Here is a 15,786-nt window from a genome sequence, read left to right on the forward strand (position 1 = left end):
AAACCCCTTTCAGAATAAAGTTTAACTTTGACTAACTTCACTTAGAGCCTAGCATGTCATGTGGCGGGGAACCATTGTCAAATCGCGCAACTATTTATCCAAATCGCGCTGAAAGCGATATACTGGAGTATATCCATGTAAGTAAGCCAGGAGGGAAAACATGTCGTCATCACGGTTACCGAATCGTCCCCATCATCCAGACCTTACAGCTGCCAGAGAGGAATTCTTTTTTCCCGATGTACGGACCACGGTCAATTTGTTTGCCATTCATACACGAAGTGTCGGAAGAGAGTGGAGCTATCCGCCACACGAGCATCCTCAATATGAAATTAACATCGTGCTTGTGGGAGAACAGATCATGGTTGTGGATGGTCGCAGCTATACCCAGCGACAGGGTGATCTGGTGCTGCTGCGCCCGGGTATTGTCCATTCGAGCCATAGTAACGGAGAAGGATTTACGTATTTTTGTATGCATTTCGACATTGATGATAAGCTGTTTCTCTCGCTCCTGAGTCGTCTGGAGCAGGTTATGTTTCCAGCTGAAGGCACCGTGGCAGGTCAAATGGGACCAGCGTTGAGCAAGCTGCTCGATCTTTCAACGCCAGAAGACATAGGAGTAGGTAGTGATTCGGTGGCAAAGCGTATGCGGATTCAATCTGCTGTGTTTGAACTGTTCGCAACGTTGTGGGAGGCTGTATCCAGTGAAGCGGCCCATCTGCCGGGGCGTGGATATGTGCAGGCAGAGCTTGCCCATCAGATTGCCAGTCGTCTTCAGGGCAGAGTGAATCAGCCCTATGGGCAGGCCGGATCGGTGGAAAAACAGGATGGGATCGAGGGGATTTCATCCGAGCTAGGTATTAGCGTGTCCCATTGTAATCGTGTATTCCGTAGCGTTTTCGGCGTATCTCCTCGTGTGTATCTATCCGGGCTTGTGCTGCATGAGGCCAAGTTGCTGTTGGCTGATCCGCAATGGTCGGTACAACAAATTGCCGATATGCTCGGCTATGGGGATATTGCGCATTTTAGCAGACAGTTCAAGCGCTGGTCGGGCCAGTCGCCGACATCCTATCGCAAAAGCACGGTGCAGGACAACCCGTCTGAATAAAAAAGTAAGTATGACTTAAAAATAGTGATTGGCGGCAGTGCAGGTATAGGGCTGACAACAGCCATAGAAGCAGCAAAGCAAGGGGCAAGCATCGTGATCGCTGGGCGTTCCGTAGAAAAACTGGAGCAGGCGAAGAAGGTCATCCTATGGAGCGGCTAACGGCGCGATTGAAAGTTTGGGCAAGGCGTTGGCAGTAGAATTGGCCCCAGTACGGGTTAATGTTGTATCTGATGACGAACAAGTTTACCACCGGAAGCGTGCTGTTCCCGGATGGTGGTTATACGTTGATCCAATTCGCAACGAAGTGTGCATGTTTCATTCTGATCCAATCCGACAGGCAGGAATCAATCTTTAAACAAAAATCGGTTCAACACCATACAAAGTGTTGAACCGGTTTTTTATGATAACAGGCTTGGCCCTCTTGCAACTCTTTAGCTTTGCATATCTAATCCTTTATATTTTCGAAGAATACGCGGATAAATCACTTTAGACCCGATGCATACCATCGCCAGCATAGCGAACAGCAAACCGCTCCACAACGTCCCATGGATCCCCGCTCTGGCAATAAACCATCCCCCTGCCAGCGAGCCCAGTGAGACCCCAAGGTTAATAAACGAGATATAAAGACTGTTGGCAAACGCAGGAGCTTCTTTGGCCTCATCAATCACCCAAATCTGGGCGACAATCAGCCCGCTCGTATGAACGGCCCCCCACACGATAATGATGAAGAGCGTAGGGATAAATGAAGAACTGATCCCGTACAACAGCAAATAGGTGCCCCCCAAGACTACTGGATGAAAAAGAGCGGTCCGTACCTTATGCAAGCCCATGAGCTTGCCAGCCAACAGATTGCCGAGCATTCCGCCGATGCCGAAAATAATAAGCAGAAAACTGATAATATTGCTGCTCATCCCTGTATTTTGCCCCAAATATTCGGCAGAATAGCTATACACCGAGAACATGGCTGCAAAAATAAAAGTAGCCGCCCCGATATTGAGCCACAGCGATACTTTACGCAAAATGCCAAGCTGCTTCCGATAGGAGAACATTTCGGCTTGCGGTGTATCCGGCAGCATAAATAAAATACCGATCCCTGCAATCCCATTCGCTACCGCAGTAAACCAGAAGGAGGCCTCGTATGAAAATTGATTGGCGATATAGGCCGTAATTGGAATACCGAGTACCATTCCCATGCTCGTGCCGAGAAAGGCCTTGGCGGAAGCTTGCGTTGCTTTTTCCGGGGGATACAACGCAGTGGCGGCGACAAAGGCAAGCGAGAAATACACCGGGTGAAACAGGGCCGGAATGATACGTAAAATCACTAGTAGATAAAAGTTGGATGTATAGGCTGACAGCAAGCTTGTTACGGCAAAAACAAACAACGACATTGTCATGATTCGCTTGCGGTTAAACCTGGACATCAATAGCACCATGAAGGGACCGAACAGCGCGATGATCAATGCAAATGAACTGACAAGAAACCCGGCCTGAGCTGCCGTAATATGAAAACGTTCAATGATGACCGGCAAAATGCCAACCACACCGAACTCAATCGTGTATACACCGAATAGGCCAAGCGCAATGAAAAGCAGGGGCTTACTATATTTCATTAGTTTCATTCCCTCTCCATGTCTTCCTGCTTTACGTCCTTGATTTTGCATGCTAATATTTCATTAAATCATAAAATAATAAGGCGATATTCGAAATAATACATAATAATAATTGTGTTTTTGCAATATTACCTTGGACTTAAGGAGGTGGATTTGATGGATCAAGTAGATCATAAAATTTTGTTGTGTCTACAAAACCAGGCGCGTATCTCCATGACCGAGCTGGGTAAGGAGGTTGGACTTTCCCAGCCTGCCGTAACGGAAAGAGTGCGGCGCATGGAGGATAAAGGTATTATCACCGGGTATCGTGCCATAGTTTCACATGAGAAAGTTGGAAAGCCGATCATGGCTCACGTGCTCGTGCACACGAATCAATGCAATTCATTTGTTGAGTTTTGCCAATCTGCACCTGAAGTCATTGAGTGCCATAGAATCAGCGGCGAGCAAAATTACTTACTGAAAGTCATGGTTGAGTCTATGCTCAAGCTGGAGCAGTTCGGGGATGAGTGTGGAAAGCACGGGCACTCTACCACGTTAATTGTCCTGTCCTCGCCTGTAGACCATAAACATGTAACCCCCACTTTATTAGACCCTATTTGAGCTACCGTAAATGGCTTGGCAAAGCTCGGTTGTAAACGGACCTGACATCCCTTCAAATGCTGTATTGGTAAAGGCGACCACACTGAGTCTTAGTGCGGGATCAACGAACCACGAATGACCGTAAGCTCCTCCGAGACGCCACGTTCCGGGTGATTCTGCTGTTCCACTTTCGTCGGAATTTTGGAGTACGGTGAATCCCAGTCCAAAGCCCCGCCCCGGCCAGCCTGCCAAGGGAAGGTTCCCGGTCTGGATGGTGCCCATTTCACGGACCCATTCCTCTGAAAGTAACGGATTGCCGCCGTTTCGCAGTGTTTCCAGCAGGCGCATGAAATCTTTTGCGCTGCCAATCATACCCGAGCCACCAGAGTGGAAAGCCGTGGGATCAAAGGCTCGTGCAGGCTGAAAACGAAGTCCTGCGGTGCCTTCAAAAACCTGCGCAACCTCAAGCTCACGCATCCGCCGGGGTTCTGATATATCGTTGACATAAGGAGCCGCAAGCCGTCCGGCATCCGCGACCGCGAAACTGGTGTCGTGCATACCGAGAGGTTCTGTAACGAGCTTTTTAACAGCTGCATCAAGGGTTGTGCCACATACACGGCTAATGATAGCGCCGAGCACATCAGTAGCAATCGAATATCCCCACGCTTTACCCGGTGTATATAACAGAGGCACAGAAGCCAAACGTTGCAAGTTCTCTTCCAGCGTAAGATTTGAAAAATCCATGCCATCTGATACGCCTGCACGATGATAGGGGCCGCCGCCTTCTTCCTCTAAAAAGCCATAGGTCAACCCGGCTGTATGTGTCAACAATTGGCGTACTGTAATGGAGGGCTGCTCACCACTGATTAATCTGGGGCGAAAATCGGGCAACCAGCGTTCAATAGATTCATCGAGCTTAATCAATCCTTGGGCTGCCAAAACCAAAGCCGCAGTAGATACAATCGGTTTGGATACAGAAGAAAGCCGAAATAAAGCATCCTCATGCATAGGACGTTGTTCTTCTCGATCAGCCAGCCCCGCCGCTCGGACATACACGGGTGAACCGTCCATATATATCATGACGACTGCGCCAACCAGGCGCTTCTCGGCAAGGGTTTGATCTATAACTGCATTTACACGTCCGTCCAGACCAGCTTGTATCGCAAAAACTCTATTATCCAAACCCATAAATATCTCATCCTCTCTATGATCCAGCGGTTACCGCTTGATGGAACTTAGTTTACAGGATGGGAAGACGACATTACATAAGGTAACAAAGGTATTCAGTGAGTATTTACGTTAAAATAAAATTATATTAAAAGAATGGCCTTGGATTTAAATGAATGGGATTTTACAAGAAGTTATGCTGCGTTTTACAGTGCCTTTTTAAGTTGAGATACGTTGAAAATAGGTGGTAAAATTTACAACAAAGGGGGTTTTATTTATTGAGGATTGTATCGCGTAATAAGTTGGCTTGCTTGGTTGTCTTAGGAGGGATTTTGACCGTAATTGCTACAGGTTTTGGAGGAGGTAAGGAATCTTATAAACTTCCCGATAAGCCCAAAGAGGCTGCTGTCTCGACATTTTCAGAATATATGAACGCTTCTATGAGTCGCGATTACGATAAGATGCTTTCACTGTCTGATGATTATCGCTTTAAAACAGAACAGGCACGGCTTAACTTTCTAAAAGCTCAGGGAACACCGATTGATTATCGTATCGTGTCTGTGGATGATTCTAACCCTTCCAAGATTGTTGTTTCGTCGATAACGAAATATGAGGATATGGAGTTACCTTCCATTAATCATATTCTTGCTTTTGAGGAAGGAAAGTACAAGCTACAAATGAGAAATGTTGTGATCAATATGATTCCTTCATCACCTGACTATAGAACGGTCGAGTACGAGCCTGACAAAGTAGACGACAATTTAGAAGGTAATTTCAAGTGATTTTAATTTTTCAATTTTCTAATCAAACGGTCCAAAGCGTATCCAATGAGATACCAGAAAATTAGTGTAGTGAAGTAAACAATGGTTATGGGGATGTTTGCCTCTCGCACAAATCGAAATGATTCATACATCCAAACTAGCGGGCTAATGATAGCCAATAGTATATTATAGTCGTCGTACCCCGTAATATTAACAGTAATAACTAGACATGAGATTAGGACTAGCCAAAAACGAAAAGATTTCATTGCCTATACCTCCGCAATTGTATTTGTTGTTATAGACGAATAAAAAAAGCTGAAGGTAGCATTTATTCCAAATTTATTTATTAAAATGTATTAAAAAGAACGATATTTCGATCCTATTTACTTGTCACGATTTTTAGCCGTGCGGTATTCGTATGGATTTGAGTGACGCTGGATTCTTTCAGACTTTTCGATTTATGATATACTCTCGATATATGATTTGGATGGGATGGTGATGGCTGAATGAATCGTACACACGACCTAGGCAAGTTAATCAAACTAACTGGAGATAGAGCAAAACTGGACGCTAAAGCAAATGGCACATATATCGTCTACAAAACACCGGATGGTCAATTTGTTAAAGAGTACAGTAATGGTCAAGTCGAACGAATTAAAGAACAGGATATTTTATCATGAATGAGCCGTTTGCTACTATGTTTGTATTCGCAGGAAACAACGGAAGTGGTAAGAGTACAATTCGCAATCTAATCGTTGATAGACTGGGTGTAAGTGTTAATATCGATCCAGATGCGTTAGCGCGAGGGATTGATCGTGAAAACCCTGATCGACACAAAGTATCGGCAGGAAAGGAAGCGATTAAGCTAGCGCGGGATTGTATAAGAAATAAACGAGATTTTACCGTAGAGACGACACTTGCTGGTGGCAATGTGATTCGACAAATGCGAGTGGCAAAAGAAAATGGCTTTGAAGTTATCATGTTTTATGTGGGCCTTGGTGATTATCGTCTTAATATCGAGCGAGTTGCTGCACGAGTTCGAAATGGGGGTCATCATATTGATACCGCAGATATTATAAGACGGCATCAGACCTCACTGGACAATCTGCTCTTACATCTTAAACTTATCGATCATTTAATTGTCATTGACAACAGCAGCTCAGATGGCGTGATTGTATTGGAATCAGATAGTGAAACGATAAAACATCATGTGGCGTTGTTACCGGATTGGGTTAAAATCATTGATAGTTACTTGCAAAATAAAAATGCTGATCAAGAATAAACCGATCACTGTATGATTCAGTGATCGGTTTATTCTATATTTACATCGTATTGTGTCCACAATGTCAATTCGATGTGTATTGCCCTCAAAATGGAACCCGTTAGTAATAAACTGTTATTATTTTTCAACAGACTTTAGCAAGAGGATGAACAGCATCCTGATCGTAGCGGCTTCTTGGGATTCTTTTTCTCTACACTTTTTTCACTGGACGTAACACTGCGTAGCCGTATCCTTCTGGGAAATGTCGCTGATAATCCTGCTTTGTTTCCTCATCCCATTCATATCCCAGGCTGCTAGGGTCAAAGTTCCAAGCCTTCTCCTCCACCATTCTCATAACGTCTCCGTTGTTTTTTAAATAATTGAAGGGTGGAATCTGATTCGGGGATGTCCCGGCACTTCATTCCTGCGGGAATCTCTCCGGCGTAGTCAGCGGCGACCGATATTCCATAGAGATAGCCCTTCTGACCATCTTGATAGAACCAGCCCGCAGTTTGACCCAACTGTTTGGGAAGCTTGAGATGAGACATGCTTTCCAATGTCCCGCAAATTTCATCACAATTGTGACCGTTTCTCCAGAAATCGCCGTAGTTCCGAGAAGAAGTATCCCAGATTCCAATAAATTTGTGTGCTGGTATATGCTCGATCTTGACTTCAGCTTCTTGCAAATGCTCCTTAACCATCTTATCCCGCTCCTTCAAATGGTAATGATAAGGAGAGAACACCTCAACGCGAATGGCTAACGGAATAGGTCGGGGCTCTTTCTGGTATACAGCCGGGGTTACCTCGAACGCTTTTACAAATGCCCGTGTAAAAGCCTCCTGTGAAGAAAACCCATACTTTATTGCAACATCGAGGATGCGGACATGGCTATCCCGGAGTTCCAGTGCGGCACGACTAATCCGACGCATCCATACATAGTCCCTTAACGTCATTCCTGTAAGAGAATGAAACTGTTTTGTACAGTAGTAAGGGGAGTAGCCTAACTGATTGGACATTCTCAACAACGAAGGTGCTGAAGTAAGATTATTATCAATCCAATCGATCATGAGCTGGACCATTTCGTTCCATTCGTACACGAGGGTTCCCCTCCTTTCGACTCCATCTTAACAGCCGGAATGCAGGAATATTTGACTTGAGTTGCATGTATTCTTTTCTCTTATTCTAATTTACTCCACTACATAACGGATATATGGGTGTTGAAAGTACCTTTGATCAGACACGAAATAATATTGTTTGCCTATAACCAGAGGAGGGATCACAGACTTTGAGGAAAAATATAATTCTTTATATTCACCTCCACTAGAAGCACCTCTCTGTATGACCAAGTAATCATCTGTAGTTTTAACTAGCTTAGCGGTTTCTGCCGAGTGATGACCTGAATAATAATTAATCCAGCTAAAAACTAGTGAAAAAAATATAATTCTTAAGATAGTTGCAGACGTTTTATTCTTTGTAATCAACATTCGTGCAAACCTCCCATAATCAATTCGTTCATTTGTAATAAAATATGTATGATTGGTTAATTACCCTGTTTATGTATATTGTAAGGCGTATGATCGGTTGACGAAAGTAACTTTCACACAAAAAGCCTATCTGCCGTTGTTCCGGCAGATAGGCTTTTATAACATAAACAATTCACTATACTTCGTAACCATATACAGTCTGTGTCTTTACATTGCAACTGCACCGACAACGTATCCTGATCTATCGTTAGTTATTTTTACGTTGACGGGCGCGGGCCTCGCCGCCTTTGCGGCCTGCTTCTTCCCTGCTCATTTTCCCGTCGCTATCACTTTGGTCTGAGTTGCCACGGGCTTCGCCGCCCTTGCGTCCGATTTCTTGATAGAATTCCTTGTCATGGTTTTTGGCAGTAGCTTCTCCACCTTTTTCACCAATTTCTTGGTAGAAGTCCTTGCCATGACTTTTGGAAGTGGCTTCGCCACCTTTTTCGCCAATCTCCTGATAAAATTCTTTGTCGTGATTTTTAGCAGTAGCTTCTCCACCTAAACGTCCTGCCTCTTCGCGACTCAGTTTGCCATTTTGGTTGTTGTTAGCCATGTTCAATCACTCCTCATCGAATTTTAGTAAAGCGGGTACGTGTATCTATTAACCTTTGTGTCAGGAATTAAACATGTCTCTTTTATTTTGCGAAATCACAGATAACTGGATATATCTGCCTCGGTCAGCGTTCCCATGCTTCTGTGTGCAGTTGTTGCTGGCGGTTAAATAATGTCGGATAAATGAACAGGCTGAGCAGCACGCTGGTCAAAATAGCAGAGGTCATGGTAGTGAATACAATTAGCAATTGCAAACGCACGGCGGCAATCGGATTGGCACCTGCGATGATTTGTCCGGTCATCATGCCGGGAAGCTGGACAAGCCCCAGCGTTTTCTGCCCCTCAATGGTTGGAATCATACTGGAACGTATGCAATCCTTGAGTATAGGGAAGATGGCTTGTCTAGGCGTGCCGCCTAGCGCCAGAATGAGCATGATTTCAGGCTTGCGCAGCAGGACCTCCGACTTGAGCCGGGACACCAGCAGGCTGGATAAAATCATGGAGCTGCCAATGATCATGCCGCTAATCGGAATCATATACCGTGCTGTCGCCGGAATAATATGCAAGCCAATCAGGAACGCCTGCGTAACGATTTCCACACACAGCAGCGTCAGGAACGATTTCCACATGAGACCGGGGATAAATCGCCCTTTGCGCGCAACATTTTGTGAGGCTACGGTAATCATGAGCAGAATGAATAATACGATAAATCCGTAGCTTTGCATCCCAAAAATCAAATGCAATACATATCCAATTGCCAGCAGTTGAACCGACGCTCTGATCGTGGCGATGATCATGTCTCGGTCCAGACCGAGTTTGAAGGATTTGGACATGACGATAGCGATAAATACAAAACCGAGAGAGAGAATCAAGGCAACAATCGTCATACCGATTCTCCTGCTACAAACCTGCGGGTCTCACTATGCTGCGGGGCATTAAAAAACGTCTCCGTATCCGCTTGTTCTACCAGTCTTCCGTCGATCATCAGCCATGTTTCGTGGCCCACCCTGCGGGCTTGTTCCATATGATGCGTAATCCAGATCATCGTTGTTCCCTCTTTTTTGTTCATTTGCAGCAGCAGTTCCTCAACCTCTTTGACCGAGGCAGGGTCCAGTGCAGAAGTAATCTCATCCAGCAGTAAAATATCCGGGCGGTTCGCAAGCGTTCGCGCCAAGGCCAATCGCTGTCTTTGTCCGCCGGACAGTTCCTGCGCCTTCTGTTCCAACAGGTCGCGAGTGAGTCCTACGCGTTCCAACAGGCCAGCCGGATCATACAGCACCGTACCGTGCAGCCGTTCTACGGTTTGGAGATTGTACAGGACAGTTCCTTGAAGCATGGGGGCATCCTGAAAAACCAATGCTACTTTCCGTCTCAGTTCAGGGATCTCCCACTCCGATATAGGTTTGCCGAGGACACGGATGTCCCCTTCATCCGGTGTCATTAGGAGGTTGCACAGTGAAAGCAACGTGCTTTTACCAGACCCCGATGGACCGACCAACGTGGTGATTTTGCCGGGGGAGACTTTTGCTGTAATCCCGTTCAGAACAGCACGTTGCTGTCTAGACCCGGTGAAATATTTGATAATGTGATTGAATTCAATAGCTGGAAATGGCTTGGGTTCCATAAATATAGCTAGCTCCTTTGTAGGGGATCGGGAAAGGGATTAGATCCGTTCTATGATCTTATTTTTTATTATATCAGTAATGACTGCTATGCTCTTCTATAAAGGTTCGATGCAGGTTGGCTGTTGTAAACGGCATCTTCTTTGTATAAACTAACAGGATTAGTTAAAATAGAATCTGGATCGACTCTGTATATGTATAAGGAACCGGATTACATAGAAATTCGATGGAAGGAGACAGGATGATGTCGCCTAGAAACGGAGTAAAACTGCAAGATATCCTGCGGGCTGCCGAGGACATTGCCAATGAACAAGGGATGGGGGATGTCACGCTCACCACGCTGGCGCAAAAGCTGCACATTCGTCCTCCGTCCTTGTATAACCACGTGGACGGATTGAACGGACTGCGCCAAGTACTGGCATTGCACAGTCTCGAACAGTTGGAGGAAACTTTGATGAGCGCAGCGGTTGGTAGAGCGGGCGAAGATGCACTGACCGCTATGGGGAAAGCGTATATGCAGTATGCTCGCGAGCGACCCGGTTTGTATGAAGCGATGCTGTATGCAACTGATCGAAATAATACCGAAATGAGGCAGGCTGCGGATCGCGTGGCCAAGCTGGTCATTACCGTCCTGTCCAGTGGTTATGGCTTTAAGGAAGAAGATTGCATTCATGCAGCGAGGGGATTCCGTAGTCTGCTTCATGGATTTGCCTCGCTTGAACAAAAGGGCGGCTTTGGTTTACCTGTGGAAGTAGACCGGAGCATTGAGGTGATGATGGCTACCTTTTTGGCAGGTCTGCGTGTGCGGCAAAAGCGAGATGCCGAGCTTACCAAAGAAGTCTGATTTCAACCTGATGCAGCTAACATGATTGCGTCGCAGACCCGAAGGGTAAAATACATCTGTATAATGTAGATGAGAGACTGCGAATACAGGAGGGGTATGAGTGAACGTACTGGTGATTGGTGCAAATGGAAAAGTAGGCAGACATCTTGTCCGTCTACTGGGGCAAAATAAATCGCATCGCGTAAAGGCGTTGATCCGCAATTCGGATCAGGCCGAAGCGCTTGAACGTTTGGGAGCAGAAACGGTGGTAGCTGACCTCGAAGGGACGGTTGGTGAAATTGCCGCAGCTATAAAAGGCAGCGATGCTGTCGTATTCACAGCAGGCTCCGGTGGAAAAACAGGAGCGGATAAAACGTTGCTTATCGACCTGGATGGAGCGGTCAAGGCAATGGAAGCTGCCGAACAAGCGGGTATCCAGCGCTTCGTTATGGTCAGCGCCCTTCATGCGGAGAATCGGGAGCAGTGGCCTGAATCCATTAAACCGTATTATGTGGCGAAGCATTACGCTGACCGCCTGTTGGAAGCGAGCAACCTGGACTACACGATTCTTCGTCCGGGTGGCCTGACGGATGATGTGGGCACCGGAAAAGTTGCTACCGGTGAGGAGCTCACCAGCCACACCATTTCTCGTGAAGATGTGGCGGCAGCGGTGGTAGCAGTGCTGGAGGAACAGCAGACGTATCATCGTGCAATTAATCTGGTGTCTGGCAGTACGCCTATTGCTGAGGCAATCCGGCTGTAATTACGGATGAAGTTGTTGCCCAAGGGACGCTTATAAATGACAAAAAAGCGAGAAGACGGCCACAATGGTCATCTTCTCGCTTTATGGGCATCTGGAATTACTCCGTTTGATAAAGAGGAAATAGCCAAGAAGGCTTCGTTATTAATAACAGGAGGAAATGCTCCTTCTAAGATATCTTTAACCGATATGCGTATCTAAGATTAATTCTTGTTTTGAGAGGCATCCCCGGGGGCAGAGTCCCGGGGATGCTTTTTGCTATTTTCTCAGTATGATCGTCTCCGTAGCAGTTCCAAGCTCCAACTCCAGCTGAATAGCAGCAAAAATATTTGCTTAAAACTAATTATGTTATTTATAATACTAATATAATTAGTTTATAATTAAGACAAGGAGATGAGATAAATGCGTATTGTTCAGGTGCAGCATGTGTATCAATTGACGTTTATGCCCCGGCTGTTCCCGGTGAACTGTTATTTGGTGGAGGAGAAAGAGGGGCTCACCTTAGTAGATGCCGGATTGCCATACAGTACCCGTGGTATAGCGCAGGCTGCGGCGCGGATCGGGCAGCCGATTATTCGAATTGTACTTACCCATGCCCATGGGGATCATGTGGGGGCGTTGGATAAGCTCAAGGCAAGGTATCCTGACGCGCAAGTATTCATTTCAAGGCGGGACGCACCGCTGCTACAGGGCGATGTATCGTTGGAGGCAGGAGAACCGGATACTCCTATTCGAGGCGATGTACCGAAGCATATCCTTACCCAGCCTGACGTTTTACTGGAGGACGGGGATCATGTAGGTTCGCTGTTGGCGATCAGCGCACCGGGACATACGCCGGGCTCGATGGCATTTTTGGATACTCGTACCCGAGCGCTAATTGCAGGCGACGCCTTTCAGACCCGAGGCGGTGTAGCGGTATCGGGAAGGCTTAAGCCGCGGTTTCCTTTTCCGGCACTGGCTACCTGGAACAAGGAAATTTCGCTGAAAAGCGCCAAAAAGCTGGCGAGTTTCAATCCATCTTTATTAGCTGTCGGTCACGGTAACATGCTGAAGCATCCACAATCTCAGCTGGAAAGGGCGATTATGGAGCTGGAACGACAAACTTCAGTGTGATGATTCGGTATTCAGCCAACATTCAGCCAGAACTCACAAAGTCCTAAGCTAAGGCAGATACAATATGGGAAAATAGAAACAGAGAGAGGTGCATCGGATTTGAACGTTTGGAAAGCGAACGGTCTGAAATATATACTTCTATTTAGTCTCATATTGTGTGCTGTCGCTAGTGTCGTTTCGTTATGGAGTTATTCAGGTAGTTCTGCGTCCCAGTCTGCGGCTGTTAGGCAGGGCCCATCCGGTGGGTTCGGAGGAGGAAGCGGACCTGGTGGAGGTATGAGGGGACCGGGGCAACCTACCAACTCCTCCACTGAGGGGACATCGACATCGGGTGACAAAGGTACAACGGCCGGGAATGATACTTCTTCGGGCAGCAGTGGTGTTGCCGGAGACGGACAGCACAGAGGCCCCGGTGGCATGTCTGGTAACGGATCTGGCATGGGCGGTGGAAGAAGTGGCAACTCCTCATCTGCTTATGCTACTCCGCTGGCGATTTTCGCCGCTTTGTTCTTCGGTGCGTTCGTGTTTATTGCGTGCCGGTTTCGGGCTCGTGAATGGAAGCTCGGGGAACGTAATCGGGGACTGATGCTGTGGACTGTGCTGGGTGTGGGGTTCTTTTTAAGAATGGCGATCGCCCCGTGGATCTCGGGTCACATGGATTTAATGCTATTCCGGAACTGGGCTACGACAGCAGCGGATAGCTTATCGGGCTTTTACACGAACGGATCAAGTGATTATCCGCCGTTCTATATTTATATTTTATATGTGATCGGTCAAATCGGCTCTACGGATGCTTTCAGTCCCTATATGTCCGTGCTGTTGCGGCTTCCCAATATATTAGCCGATATCGTGACAGCGTACATGCTGTACCGGTTGGCGAGCAAACGGGTCGGCTTTGGAATAAGCCTTGGATTGGCTATATTCTACGTGTTTAACCCAGCTGTATTTATCAATTCGACCTTCTGGGGGCAGGTGGATTCTTTCTTTACTATGCTGATTGTGGGCATGATTGTGCTGCTTGTGGAAAACCGGGTCGGCTGGTCAGCCGTATTGTTTACGGTAGCCGTATTGATGAAGCCGCAGGGGATTATTTATGGGCCTGTTTTGTTCTTTGAGCTGCTGAGACAACGTAAAATACAGCCTTGGCTGTTGTCCATTGGCGGTGCCGTTGTGACGACCATTCTGGTCATATTACCATTTTCGTGGGGGCAGGAGCCGTTATGGCTGCTAGATCTATACAAGGGAACGGTTGGCGAATATCCGTATGCTTCGGTGAACGCGTATAACTTTTTTGCACTGATTGGTGGCAATTATACGCAGGACACTACAACGCTGTTCCTGTTCAGTTACCATACGTGGGGTATGATCTGCATTGTGTTGGTGACTCTATTTACATGGTGGATGTATATCCGCAGTCGCAAACCACAATTTGCAGCAGCAGCTGCGCTGGTGCTCATTGCAGGTGTATTTACCTTCGCTTCCAGCATGCATGAACGGTACTTGTTCCCTGCGGCCGCGTTAGCTGTACTGGCGTATCTGTATTTACGAAACCGCAGATTTTTGTGGCTTGCGGGTGGATTCAGTCTTACCATTTTTCTGAACACCTTTGATATCTTCTATAGCTCCAACTCTCGGGATCAATACGGTATTATTTTGTGTGTGACATCATTGTTGAATGTGTTGTTGTTTGGGTATTTGGTCAAAGTAGTGTGGGATTGCTCCAAATCGACCACGATTGAGACTGCTCCTTCTACAGACAGAGTTTCGCCAGAACTTCCTTCAGCGCAGCCTGCATGGGGAGCGTCTTCCCAAGGTGTAAACACGACAATTGATAGTTAGTGGAGTATAAAATATGCTAAAAAACCGCCTTTTAACGAAATGGAAGTGGTTGATAGATCAACTGCAATCCATAAGTTAAAGAAGCGGTTTTTTGTTGTCCTCATGTTAGAGTAACATTGTATCTATGTGTCTCAATCCATATATTCGTTCAGTTTCTGTACATCGCAGATGGTAATCTCTCTTGTACCCTTGCTATGAATAATCCCCAGCTGTTCAAATTTTCCGAATTTGCGACTGATGGTTTCGCGGGTGACACCCACATAATTAGCCAGTTCCTCACGTGAAAGGGGGAGATTTATTTTAATGTAGGAGCCGTCCGGCTTGCCATATTTATGTCCAAGCTCAAGAATCATATAGGCGATGCGGATTTCCGGGTCTTTGGTAGCTAGGCTTTGAGCCAGGTTTTCGGTATGTGCCAAGCGTTTAGTAATGGTTTTGAGCAGCTTCAAAGAGATATCGGGATTGTTGCGGATCAACTGCTCCATATCATCCTTGGTGAGTATACAAATATCAGTATCTTTTAAGGCATACGCACTAAAGTTACTCAGCTCATCGCTGTTAAATATGTTCAACTCGCCAAAAAAATCGCCAGTTGTCAGAATGTGCAGAATTTGCTCCTTGCCCTGAGGCGTCATCTTCAGCAGCTTGACATGCCCGCTTTTAATAATGTACAGCGTATCGGATGCTTGTTCCTCGATAATCAGGGCTTCACCCTTCTGATATTTTCGGTGTCGGATCATAGAGCTGACCTTACACAAATCTTCGCAGGACAAAGAGGAAAAGATAGGCACTTTGCGGGCACAGGGCTCCTTTTCGCACTGGCAGGGACAGGACATCTCATTCACATTCATTCACTCCATTCATAAACCGGAAACTACAGGTTATAGCGCATGGTTGTTATTCTGTATCATCTATTGGGGCAAAATGACTTTGATCCTCACCGCAGACTGGACAAACCCAGTCTTCTGGAAGATCCTCAAACGCTGTACCAGGCATAACGTCTTCATCGGGGTCACCGATAGCAGGATCATAAATGTATCCACAGGGCTGACATACATATTTTTTCAT

General features: G+C 46.4%; 18 protein-coding genes and 3 pseudogenes. 12 read left to right on the forward strand and 9 right to left on the reverse strand.

Features of this window, described 5'->3' with window-relative positions:
* Positions 1-160 precede the first annotated feature (160 nt).
* The 3 genes and pseudogenes from C1T21_RS03410 to C1T21_RS28545 all read left to right on the forward strand — a co-directional run.
* On the forward strand, positions 161-1,105 hold the full coding sequence (locus tag C1T21_RS03410) for a helix-turn-helix domain-containing protein (RefSeq protein ID WP_103047216.1): 945 nt from the start codon (positions 161-163) through the stop codon (positions 1,103-1,105).
* 21 nt (positions 1,106-1,126) lie between these two features.
* Positions 1,127-1,249: pseudogene (locus C1T21_RS28540) on the forward strand (SDR family NAD(P)-dependent oxidoreductase); the annotation flags it as partial.
* Positions 1,248-1,389 (forward strand): annotated as a pseudogene (locus C1T21_RS28545) (SDR family oxidoreductase); the annotation flags it as partial. The pseudogenes C1T21_RS28540 and C1T21_RS28545, both read left to right, overlap by 2 nt.
* Before the next feature lie 147 nt (positions 1,390-1,536).
* On the opposite strand, the gene C1T21_RS03420 reads toward C1T21_RS28545, so the two are convergent.
* Entirely contained in the window at positions 1,537-2,715 is a 1,179-nt protein-coding gene (locus C1T21_RS03420; protein WP_103047492.1) for an MFS transporter, read from the reverse strand.
* A 156-nt stretch (positions 2,716-2,871) separates the two neighbouring features.
* Between C1T21_RS03420 and C1T21_RS03425 the strand changes: the two genes are divergently transcribed.
* Positions 2,872-3,315: an Lrp/AsnC family transcriptional regulator gene (locus C1T21_RS03425; protein WP_023990936.1), complete on the forward strand. Its 444-nt coding sequence runs from the start codon at positions 2,872-2,874 to the stop codon at positions 3,313-3,315.
* On the opposite strand, the gene C1T21_RS03430 is transcribed toward C1T21_RS03425, so the two are convergent.
* A complete protein-coding gene (locus C1T21_RS03430; RefSeq protein WP_103047217.1) occupies positions 3,301-4,482 on the reverse strand; it encodes a serine hydrolase domain-containing protein in 1,182 nt (393 codons plus the stop codon). The two genes, C1T21_RS03425 and C1T21_RS03430, sit on opposite strands and share 15 nt — an antisense overlap.
* Positions 4,483-4,739: 257 nt before the next feature.
* Here C1T21_RS03430 and C1T21_RS03435 point away from each other — a divergent pair, with 257 nt between their 5' ends.
* The 3 genes from C1T21_RS03435 (at position 4,740) to C1T21_RS03445 (ending at position 6,504) form a co-directional block, all read left to right on the forward strand.
* Positions 4,740-5,243: a hypothetical protein gene (locus C1T21_RS03435; protein WP_103047218.1), complete on the forward strand. Its 504-nt coding sequence runs from the start codon at positions 4,740-4,742 to the stop codon at positions 5,241-5,243.
* 485 nt (positions 5,244-5,728) lie between these two features.
* On the forward strand, positions 5,729-5,902 hold the full coding sequence (locus C1T21_RS27205; RefSeq protein WP_023990932.1) for a hypothetical protein: 174 nt from the start codon (positions 5,729-5,731) through the stop codon (positions 5,900-5,902).
* Entirely contained in the window at positions 5,899-6,504 is a 606-nt protein-coding gene (locus tag C1T21_RS03445; protein ID WP_103047220.1) for an ATPase, read from the forward strand. The genes C1T21_RS27205 and C1T21_RS03445 overlap by 4 nt, the downstream gene beginning before the upstream one ends.
* Before the next feature lie 190 nt (positions 6,505-6,694).
* Here C1T21_RS03445 and C1T21_RS03450 read toward each other — a convergent pair.
* The 5 genes and pseudogenes from C1T21_RS03450 to C1T21_RS03470 all read right to left on the reverse strand — a co-directional run bounded on the left by C1T21_RS03450 (position 6,695) and on the right by C1T21_RS03470 (position 10,185).
* Positions 6,695-7,580, reverse strand: a pseudogene (locus C1T21_RS03450) (helix-turn-helix transcriptional regulator).
* 90 nt (positions 7,581-7,670) lie between these two features.
* The gene (locus C1T21_RS03455; protein WP_103047221.1) at positions 7,671-7,967 is read right to left on the reverse strand and encodes a hypothetical protein; all 297 of its coding nucleotides are present in this window, start codon (positions 7,965-7,967) and stop codon (positions 7,671-7,673) included.
* A 247-nt stretch (positions 7,968-8,214) separates the two neighbouring features.
* On the reverse strand, positions 8,215-8,562 hold the full coding sequence (locus tag C1T21_RS03460; protein WP_103047222.1) for a KGG domain-containing protein: 348 nt from the start codon (positions 8,560-8,562) through the stop codon (positions 8,215-8,217).
* Between the two features lie 124 nt (positions 8,563-8,686).
* On the reverse strand, positions 8,687-9,448 hold the full coding sequence (locus C1T21_RS03465) for an ABC transporter permease (protein ID WP_103047223.1): 762 nt from the start codon (positions 9,446-9,448) through the stop codon (positions 8,687-8,689).
* Positions 9,445-10,185, reverse strand: coding sequence for an ABC transporter ATP-binding protein (locus C1T21_RS03470; protein ID WP_103047224.1), 741 nt, complete (start codon positions 10,183-10,185; stop codon positions 9,445-9,447). Before C1T21_RS03470 ends, C1T21_RS03465 begins: the two co-directional genes overlap by 4 nt.
* A 242-nt stretch (positions 10,186-10,427) precedes the next feature.
* Between C1T21_RS03470 and C1T21_RS03475 the strand changes: the two genes are divergently transcribed.
* The 5 genes from C1T21_RS03475 (at position 10,428) to C1T21_RS03490 (ending at position 14,718) form a co-directional block, all read left to right on the forward strand.
* Complete coding sequence (locus C1T21_RS03475) at positions 10,428-11,027, forward strand: TetR/AcrR family transcriptional regulator (RefSeq protein WP_103047225.1); 600 nt, start codon at positions 10,428-10,430, stop codon at positions 11,025-11,027.
* 100 nt (positions 11,028-11,127) lie between these two features.
* Positions 11,128-11,769, forward strand: coding sequence for an SDR family oxidoreductase (locus C1T21_RS03480; RefSeq protein WP_103047226.1), 642 nt, complete (start codon positions 11,128-11,130; stop codon positions 11,767-11,769).
* 36 nt (positions 11,770-11,805) lie between these two features.
* On the forward strand, positions 11,806-11,967 hold the full coding sequence (locus C1T21_RS27210; protein WP_180984542.1) for a hypothetical protein: 162 nt from the start codon (positions 11,806-11,808) through the stop codon (positions 11,965-11,967).
* Between the two features lie 201 nt (positions 11,968-12,168).
* A complete protein-coding gene (locus C1T21_RS03485; protein ID WP_103047227.1) occupies positions 12,169-12,879 on the forward strand; it encodes an MBL fold metallo-hydrolase in 711 nt (236 codons plus the stop codon).
* 99 nt (positions 12,880-12,978) lie between these two features.
* Entirely contained in the window at positions 12,979-14,718 is a 1,740-nt protein-coding gene (locus C1T21_RS03490) for a glycosyltransferase 87 family protein (protein WP_103047228.1), read from the forward strand.
* Positions 14,719-14,849: 131 nt separating this feature from the next.
* On the opposite strand, the gene C1T21_RS03495 is transcribed toward C1T21_RS03490, so the two are convergent.
* Complete coding sequence (locus tag C1T21_RS03495; RefSeq protein WP_103047493.1) at positions 14,850-15,554, reverse strand: Crp/Fnr family transcriptional regulator; 705 nt, start codon at positions 15,552-15,554, stop codon at positions 14,850-14,852.
* A 61-nt stretch (positions 15,555-15,615) separates the two neighbouring features.
* A complete protein-coding gene (gene rd, locus C1T21_RS03500; RefSeq protein ID WP_007432984.1) occupies positions 15,616-15,786 on the reverse strand; it encodes a rubredoxin in 171 nt (56 codons plus the stop codon).

This window comes from Paenibacillus sp. F4 (assembly GCF_002894905.1).
Taxonomy (GTDB): domain Bacteria; phylum Bacillota; class Bacilli; order Paenibacillales; family Paenibacillaceae; genus Paenibacillus; species Paenibacillus polymyxa_B.

Bases quoted from the DNA above. Each gene is read 5' to 3' on its own strand.
- C1T21_RS03460 (WP_103047222.1), bottom strand. From the start codon at position 8,562: ATGGCTAACAACAACCAAAATGGCAAACTGAGTCGCGAAGAGGCAGGA.
- C1T21_RS03485 (WP_103047227.1), top strand. From the start codon at position 12,169: ATGCGTATTGTTCAGGTGCAGCATGTGTATCAATTGACGTTTATGCCC.
- rd (WP_007432984.1), bottom strand. From the start codon at position 15,786: ATGAAAAAATATGTATGTCAGCCCTGTGGATACATTTATGATCCTGCT.
- C1T21_RS03445 (WP_103047220.1), top strand. From the start codon at position 5,899: ATGAATGAGCCGTTTGCTACTATGTTTGTATTCGCAGGAAACAACGGA.
- C1T21_RS03430 (WP_103047217.1), bottom strand. From the start codon at position 4,482: ATGGGTTTGGATAATAGAGTTTTTGCGATACAAGCTGGTCTGGACGGA.
- C1T21_RS27205 (WP_023990932.1), top strand. From the start codon at position 5,729: ATGAATCGTACACACGACCTAGGCAAGTTAATCAAACTAACTGGAGAT.
- C1T21_RS03495 (WP_103047493.1), bottom strand. From the start codon at position 15,554: ATGTCCTGTCCCTGCCAGTGCGAAAAGGAGCCCTGTGCCCGCAAAGTG.
- C1T21_RS03455 (WP_103047221.1), bottom strand. From the start codon at position 7,967: ATGTTGATTACAAAGAATAAAACGTCTGCAACTATCTTAAGAATTATA.
- C1T21_RS03410 (WP_103047216.1), top strand. From the start codon at position 161: ATGTCGTCATCACGGTTACCGAATCGTCCCCATCATCCAGACCTTACA.
- C1T21_RS03470 (WP_103047224.1), bottom strand. From the start codon at position 10,185: ATGGAACCCAAGCCATTTCCAGCTATTGAATTCAATCACATTATCAAA.
- C1T21_RS03475 (WP_103047225.1), top strand. From the start codon at position 10,428: ATGTCGCCTAGAAACGGAGTAAAACTGCAAGATATCCTGCGGGCTGCC.
- C1T21_RS27210 (WP_180984542.1), top strand. From the start codon at position 11,806: ATGACAAAAAAGCGAGAAGACGGCCACAATGGTCATCTTCTCGCTTTA.
- C1T21_RS03465 (WP_103047223.1), bottom strand. From the start codon at position 9,448: ATGACGATTGTTGCCTTGATTCTCTCTCTCGGTTTTGTATTTATCGCT.
- C1T21_RS03425 (WP_023990936.1), top strand. From the start codon at position 2,872: ATGGATCAAGTAGATCATAAAATTTTGTTGTGTCTACAAAACCAGGCG.
- C1T21_RS03420 (WP_103047492.1), bottom strand. From the start codon at position 2,715: ATGAAATATAGTAAGCCCCTGCTTTTCATTGCGCTTGGCCTATTCGGT.